The sequence below is a fragment of the Paenibacillus sp. FSL K6-2524 genome (assembly GCF_038005525.1).
Lineage (GTDB): Bacteria > Bacillota > Bacilli > Paenibacillales > Paenibacillaceae > Fontibacillus > Fontibacillus anaericanus.
Window position 1 is genome coordinate 6219015 of the sequence record NZ_JBBOSP010000001.1, and the last position, 6555, is coordinate 6225569.

At 42.0% G+C, this 6555-nt stretch carries 7 protein-coding genes; 2 read left to right on the forward strand and 5 right to left on the reverse strand.

What is annotated here, in order from left to right:
* Position 1 precedes the first annotated feature (1 nt).
* The 5 genes from NST85_RS28910 to rpmH all read right to left on the reverse strand — a co-directional run bounded on the left by NST85_RS28910 (position 2) and on the right by rpmH (position 3405).
* Entirely contained in the window at positions 2 to 190 is a 189-nt protein-coding gene (locus NST85_RS28910; RefSeq protein WP_341191048.1) for a hypothetical protein, read from the reverse strand.
* Between the two features lie 701 nt (positions 191 to 891).
* Positions 892 to 1605: an RNA-binding cell elongation regulator Jag/EloR gene (jag, locus tag NST85_RS28915; RefSeq protein ID WP_127191480.1), complete on the reverse strand. Its 714-nt coding sequence runs from the start codon at positions 1603 to 1605 to the stop codon at positions 892 to 894.
* Positions 1602 to 2492 (reverse strand): YidC/Oxa1 family membrane protein insertase, encoded by an 891-nt coding sequence (locus tag NST85_RS28920; RefSeq protein WP_341191049.1) that lies wholly within the window; start codon positions 2490 to 2492, stop codon positions 1602 to 1604. The genes jag and NST85_RS28920 overlap by 4 nt, the downstream gene beginning before the upstream one ends.
* A gap of 74 nt (positions 2493 to 2566) precedes the next feature.
* Positions 2567 to 2917, reverse strand: a complete 351-nt coding sequence (gene rnpA, locus NST85_RS28925) for a ribonuclease P protein component (protein ID WP_127191478.1) — start codon at positions 2915 to 2917, stop codon at positions 2567 to 2569.
* Positions 2918 to 3270: 353 nt separating this feature from the next.
* Positions 3271 to 3405: a 50S ribosomal protein L34 gene (gene rpmH, locus NST85_RS28930; protein WP_127191477.1), complete on the reverse strand. Its 135-nt coding sequence runs from the start codon at positions 3403 to 3405 to the stop codon at positions 3271 to 3273.
* Between the two features lie 385 nt (positions 3406 to 3790).
* Between rpmH and NST85_RS28935 the strand changes: the two genes are divergently transcribed.
* Together NST85_RS28935 and gntK are read left to right on the forward strand one after the other, a co-directional pair.
* A complete protein-coding gene (locus NST85_RS28935; RefSeq protein WP_341191050.1) occupies positions 3791 to 4462 on the forward strand; it encodes a GntR family transcriptional regulator in 672 nt (223 codons plus the stop codon).
* 45 nt (positions 4463 to 4507) lie between these two features.
* Positions 4508 to 6061: a gluconokinase gene (gntK, locus tag NST85_RS28940; protein WP_341191051.1), complete on the forward strand. Its 1554-nt coding sequence runs from the start codon at positions 4508 to 4510 to the stop codon at positions 6059 to 6061.
* Positions 6062 to 6555: the final 494 nt, after the last annotated feature.

Below are 6555 nucleotides of genomic sequence, written 5' to 3' on the forward strand. Positions count from 1 at the left end.
GTTAGTTCACCTCTATAAAATAATGTAATTGGTGAAATAGAACGCTACGCAGTCCGTTTGATCCTTCGATCGCTGTTGTCGCCAGATTATATGAACTATTATACCTACCAAGGTTATAATCCGGCGACAAAGGCGAACGCTTGCGCTTCTTCGGACTCAAACGGCCCCGCTTCGCTAATCTTTTCACCACTAATTTTCAACTCCAAAAGTCAGCGTATCCTCAAAGGGGACAGCGATTCCTTGCACTACGTAGCACCCAAACTCAAACGCTACTCACTCCAACCTACTTCGTAGCGTTACCCCATTCAAACACTATAATCCCTGCTCACACTCAAGCGCATCCCGCAGGGACAGCGCCTCCTTGCACAACCTAACATCCAAAATCCAAACGCCGCTCACTCCACCCTACTTCGTAGCGTTGCCCCATTCAAACACTATAATCCCCGCTCACACTCAAGCGCATCCCGTAGGGACAGCGATTCCTTGCACTACTTAACACCTCAAACTCAATCGTCGCTCTCTTGTTCATTAGCAGGAGCGCCCTCAAGTATAGCGTGCCCATAGGGCGAAAGCGGCTTATTCCTCCAACATCACTCGGGTTCTTCTACAGTAGTAGTGTCTGCAGCATGTTTCCTGGTAACCCGGGAGCACCAAAAGTGAGACGTACCCGAAGGGGGAAAAGCGTGCCTCGTACCAAATGTAAAGCGCATCCCCGAAGGGGCAGCGAGCAGGAGCGTCTCTCTCCCTCCTACGTTCCTTAAAGCGGGAGTCCAGAGGGCAGCAGGCCCTTGGAGCCCTACCTTACGATAAGGGAGGGTTTGGGTGGGATGGGATCAAACTATAAAAGACGCAACAACATTTTTGCCGAGGCAAAACGTCATTGCGTCTCATTCATTTGCTTTGCTTCAGTGTGATAACAACCCGACGGCTTGGCTCCTCGCCTTTGCTAAAAGTTTTAACCTCGGGATGGTCCTGAAGTTTGGAATGAATCACTTTGCGCTCCTGCGGCGACATCGGTTCAAGAGCAACCTCTTTACGCGTACGCACTACACGACCAGCCAACCTCACAGCCAGTTCTTCCAGCGTTTTTCTGCGCCGCTCGCGGAAATTCTCTGCATCGAGAGTTATCCGGATAAAGCTTTCGGAATAACGGTTCGCAATGATGTTCGCCAGATACTGCAAAGCGTCGAGAGTTTGACCTCTACGACCAATTAGCAGTCCCAAATCACTACCTGAAATATTCAATACAATATTGTCCTTCTTATGGAGTATATCTACAGCCACCTGAAGGCCCATATTCTCGCCAACGTCGCGAACAAATGACGCCGCCTCCTCGTATGGATCCCGTCCATCGGATACCCCATTCTCATTTAAAGATGGAGAAATGGAAGATTCTACAGAGGTCTTTTGCGGTCGACCAGTAGGTGTATCCACAAGCAAAGTAAGCTCCACCTTTGCTTCCTTAACGCCTATCAGGCCTAGGAATCCTTTTGATGGCTGCTCTAACACATTCACGGCGACTTTATCCTCGGTAGTGCCGAGCACGGCCAATCCTTGTTTTACAGCTTCTTCAATGGTTTTTCCCGACGTCACAATTTTATTCATTTCGACTTTTTGGCCTCCTTGGCGCGTTTACCAGGATGTCCGGCTTTTAAGTTCGAGCCACCCTTTTTAGAACCGCCATTATTAGTACCGCTTGTAACAGCAGCAGCGTTGTTGATTGCCAAGACAGGATCTTTCTTACGATAAATTAAGAAGTTCTGTACAATCGTGTACAAGTTACTATATATCCAGTACAACGGAAGCGCTGCTGGAAATTGATAGGCCATAAAGAAGATTAAGACCGGATAGATAAACATCATAAATTTCATTGGCCCCTGCATACCATTAGGGTTCACATTGGACATCATCTTCGTTTGAATAAACGTTGTTAATGCCGCAATTACAGGTAGGATAAACCACTTATCGGGTTCTCCAAGTTGCAGCCATAAGAATGAGTGATCACGGATAGCCGAGTTGTTATAAATCGAGTTATACAACGCGATAAACACCGGCATTTGAATCAACATAGGGAAACAACCCGCCATCGGATTCACCTTATGTTCTTGGAACAATTTCATCGTTTCTGCTTGTTGTTGCTGAGGGTTGTCCTTATATTGTTCCTTGAGCTTCGCTAATTGCGGCTGTATAGCCTGCATTGCCTTTGAACTTTTAACTTGCTTAAGTGTAAGTGGCAAGATCAAAGTCCGTACAATAAGCACCATAACAAGAATGGCTAGCCCATAGGCTCCATTAAACCATTTTGCAAACGTATCCAGTGCTAATGAAAAGTAATACACCACATTAGCTGTCCACCAACCTTGGTTTCTCATTTCCTCGGTGGTAGTGGCAACTTTAGTTGCTTGCGTTCCACAACCTGCCAGTATAGCTATTAGACCAATCGCAAGGATGAGGAGAATCCATTGCTTTCTGTTATTCTTAATCCGTGACACTTCAAAACCCCTCTCTTAGCCGTTCCATCATCATAAATCATAACATATATAAAGGGACAAAGAAACAAGCCTGATCACGGTTTGGAGGACCTAAGTAACGAGGACTTCCGCAGCACGTGAAGCACGCTTTTTTCCAGTTCCTGATATTCCATTTCAACTGCTCCATTACGTACAATTAGAATGATATCCACATGATCTCGGATCTCCGCCTCATGTAGACGCACGATTTCTTTCAACTTCCGACGTATCCGATTACGGACGACGGCATTTCCAATTTTCTTGCTGGCCGACACACCAAGCCGAAACCGCTCGATATCATGCTTGTTTGACCAATAGACGACGAGTTGACGATTAGCGAAGGATTTTCCTGCCCGATAAACCCGGCCGAAATCCGCTCGGTTCCTTAGACGAAGCTTCTTATGCACAATCAATCTCCTCGACTTAAATCCCTTTATTTGTTCATAAAAAGATTCAGACTTCTATAGTAGTATAAATCAGCAACAATGTTGGTATACACTCATCCACTAAGTGGTCCCTCAAGGGTCAAGCATACCAACAAACAGTAATCGTCTTCTTCTTTTTCAAAAAAACAAAGTGAAATTAATTACTTTAGTGAATATTGCGTAATCAGCCGGAATAAGGCCCCCCCAGCTAATAAGGATTACGACTTGATAAAGAGTGTACTCATTGTTTTCAACAAAAATATAAGCAAGTATGAGTTAAAACTTATACTTGCTTATATCGAAAAAAAGACCACCGTAGTGGTCTCACGTAGTCATTACGCACTAAGTACTTTTCTACCTTTTAGACGACGAGCAGCAAGAACCTTGCGGCCACTAGCCGTGCTCATTCTCTTACGGAAACCGTGAACCTTTTTACGTTTGCTCACATTCGGTTTGAAAGTCGGTCTCATTTATTGCACCCCCTTAACAGGAACTACTATCATATTCACCATTTTCATTACGCACAGAAAATGCCTTTTTACATTTAACCATAGAACCCCCTCAAAAGTCAAACGGGTCCCTCTTATCTCTTCGCACCATTTCAATTATACACAATCCACAGCAAAAAATCATGTTTTCCACTGTTGATAGCTCTTTTTTTACAGAATATAAGTTATGCACATGTGGAAAAGTATTTTACAACTACATGGATCTACACTATATTGAAGTTATGCAGTTGTGTACAAGTATACAAATTGCGGATATTGTTATAAAATCGGTGATATCAAGGTTAGTTTGTATCCTTAAACAATAACTTCACTTGATATTTATTTATTTGAATAGGAGTCACAAATTATGCAATATCCAGCTGCGTGGTTAAAAGGAAGTACGCTCGGTGAGTCGATTGCCAGTAAACTTCGTTTACAAATCATAAATCGAGAGATCAAACCAGGGGAGATTTTATCTGAAAATCGCATCGCTGCGGACTTTGGAGCAAGTAGATCGCCAGTGCGAGAAGCACTAAAGATTCTTGCAGCAGAGGGACTTATCTCTTTGCAGAGAATGGGAGTTCATGTGAACGGTTTAAGTTTAAATAATATTGAAGAATTGTATGATGTTCGTTTTTTAATTGAGAATTTTGCCTGGCAACGTATGGCCGCAAGCGATTCGGCAGCACGAATAACCATGTTGAATCAGATCATTGATAAAATGGATTTAGCCGCAAAACATAATGATTTCGTGGAATTTGCTTATCAGGACTTTTGTTTTCATGAATACATCATTAAAGAAACCAAACATACAAGAATTTTGCACTTATGGACCAGCATCAGCCAAATCGTCATAACCCTCATGCTCATTACGACAAAAAAAATATTCTCACAACAAAAAAAACATATTCAATCTGTGATCCAGCAGCATCAAAAGTTGTTAGAATGTTTGCAATTTAGAGATACTGCCATCATACAAGCGCGGGTCGAAGAATATTTTGCTGATTCCCGCCGAACACTGCAGACCAGCCTACTGTAAATTAATTATTATGGAACATATATAGTAGAAAGAGGGTTTTTTCGGATGGATCAACTGACATATATGATTGGAATTGATCTCGGAACCACCAGCACCAAAGCTGTCTTATATGAAAAAAACGGCACGGTAATTGCTAGCGCAAATGAAGGATATCCCTTATACATACCTAGTTTCTCAGCTGCAGAACAGAATCCGGAGGAGATTTTTAATGCGGTTATAAAATGTGTTGATCAACTGATGCGCCAGACCAAAATTCAGCCAGAATCGGTTATGTTCGTTGCTTTCAGCTCAGCAATGCATAGCGTTATCCCCATAGATTCAAATGGAAAACCACTTATGAATTGCTTAACTTGGGCAGATAATCGAAGTGTGGAATGGTCGGAAAAGTTACAGAAAGACTTGGGTGGTTTTGATATTTATTTACGTACAGGAACCCCCATCCACCCTATGTCTCCCCTAGCCAAATTATTATGGCTTCGCCATGATCATCCCGATATTTTTAATAAAGCCTATAAATTTATCTCTATTAAGGAATATGTATTTGCCAAACTGTTTGATGGTCATTATGTTGTTGATTACTCCATCGCTTCCGGTACAGGTCTGATGAATTTAGAGCAATTAAACTGGGATGAAGAAGCGCTGAAAATTGCCGGAATAACACCGGATCACCTCTCGGTGATCGTACCGACTACTCATGTGATGCAGGGAGTTTCACAGAAATATGCTGATGAAATGGGACTTATCCCCTCTACCCCATTTATCATTGGCGCAGCTGACGGAGTCCTTTCAAATTTAGGCGTTGGTGCCATTGATCCAGGTGTTGTTGCCGTAACCATTGGAACGAGCGGAGCTATACGCACCGTAGTAGATAAACCCAAAACTGATCCTAAAGGTCGCATTTTTTGTTATGCTTTGACGGACAAACACTGGGTTATTGGTGGGGCTGTTAACAATGGCGGCGTCATTTTCCAATGGATGCGTGATGAGTTTGCTTCGTCCGAAGTAGAAACAGCCAAACGCTTGGGGATTAGCCCCTATGAAATGCTAACTAACATCGCCGAGAAGGTCTCCCCCGGTTCTGAAGGTCTCCTTTTCCATCCATATCTTGCTGGAGAACGTGCTCCACTTTGGAATCCTAATGCACGTGGGTCATTCTTCGGACTATCGCTGAATCATCGAAAAGAACACATGATTCGGGCTGTTTTGGAGGGTGTTATCTTCAATTTGTATACCGTATTACTCGCAATGGAGGAACAAATTGGCCTTCCACAGCAAATTCAGGCTACCGGTGGTTTTGCCCGTTCGCCACTATGGCGGCAGATGATGGCGGATATTTTTGATCAAAAGATCGTTATTCCTGAGAGCCATGAAAGTTCTTGTCTTGGAGCTGTCGTACTCGGTTTATATGCAATGGGAGAAATTGATTCGTTTCAAATCGTCAAGGATATGATTGGGGATACCTACGAGCACATCCCGAATAAACAAAATTCCGCGATATATAAAAAATTACTGCCAATCTATATCAATATTTCACGTAAATTTGAAGATGAATATGCGGCAATCGCAAAATTTCAACGCCATTTTTCAGATATAAGGTAAGAAGTATCATTTCCTGCATATTGAGCATAATGATAGAGCTACTTTCCAAATTGGAAAGTAGCTCTATTTTCTTATTTTTATGTTATACACAATTTACGAAGTATTTTTTCACCATCATAATCTAACAACTTGTGCATAGTATAATTTCTCTTTTAACTCATTTTGTCGAACTTTAAACAATTTATAAACAATATGTAGTGGTGTTGATGATAATTATGCACAAGTTATTGAATTTGTGGATAAAATACGCCAGTGCATTGAAATATAAGGACTATTTTGCTATGATAATATTGCTTTTGATGTGCATATCTAAGTTTACCATCATGATTTATTAACAGCCTGTGGATAACATTGTGAACAATTAATTATTTTTGCTGTTAATAATGATTACATTTTACTTACTATTGGGGATAATTTCTCCCTTTATTTTTGTTTTTACGACTCTTTCTGCATGGCCTAGCCACAATTGGAAGATCTTAAAGGAGTGACAGTCT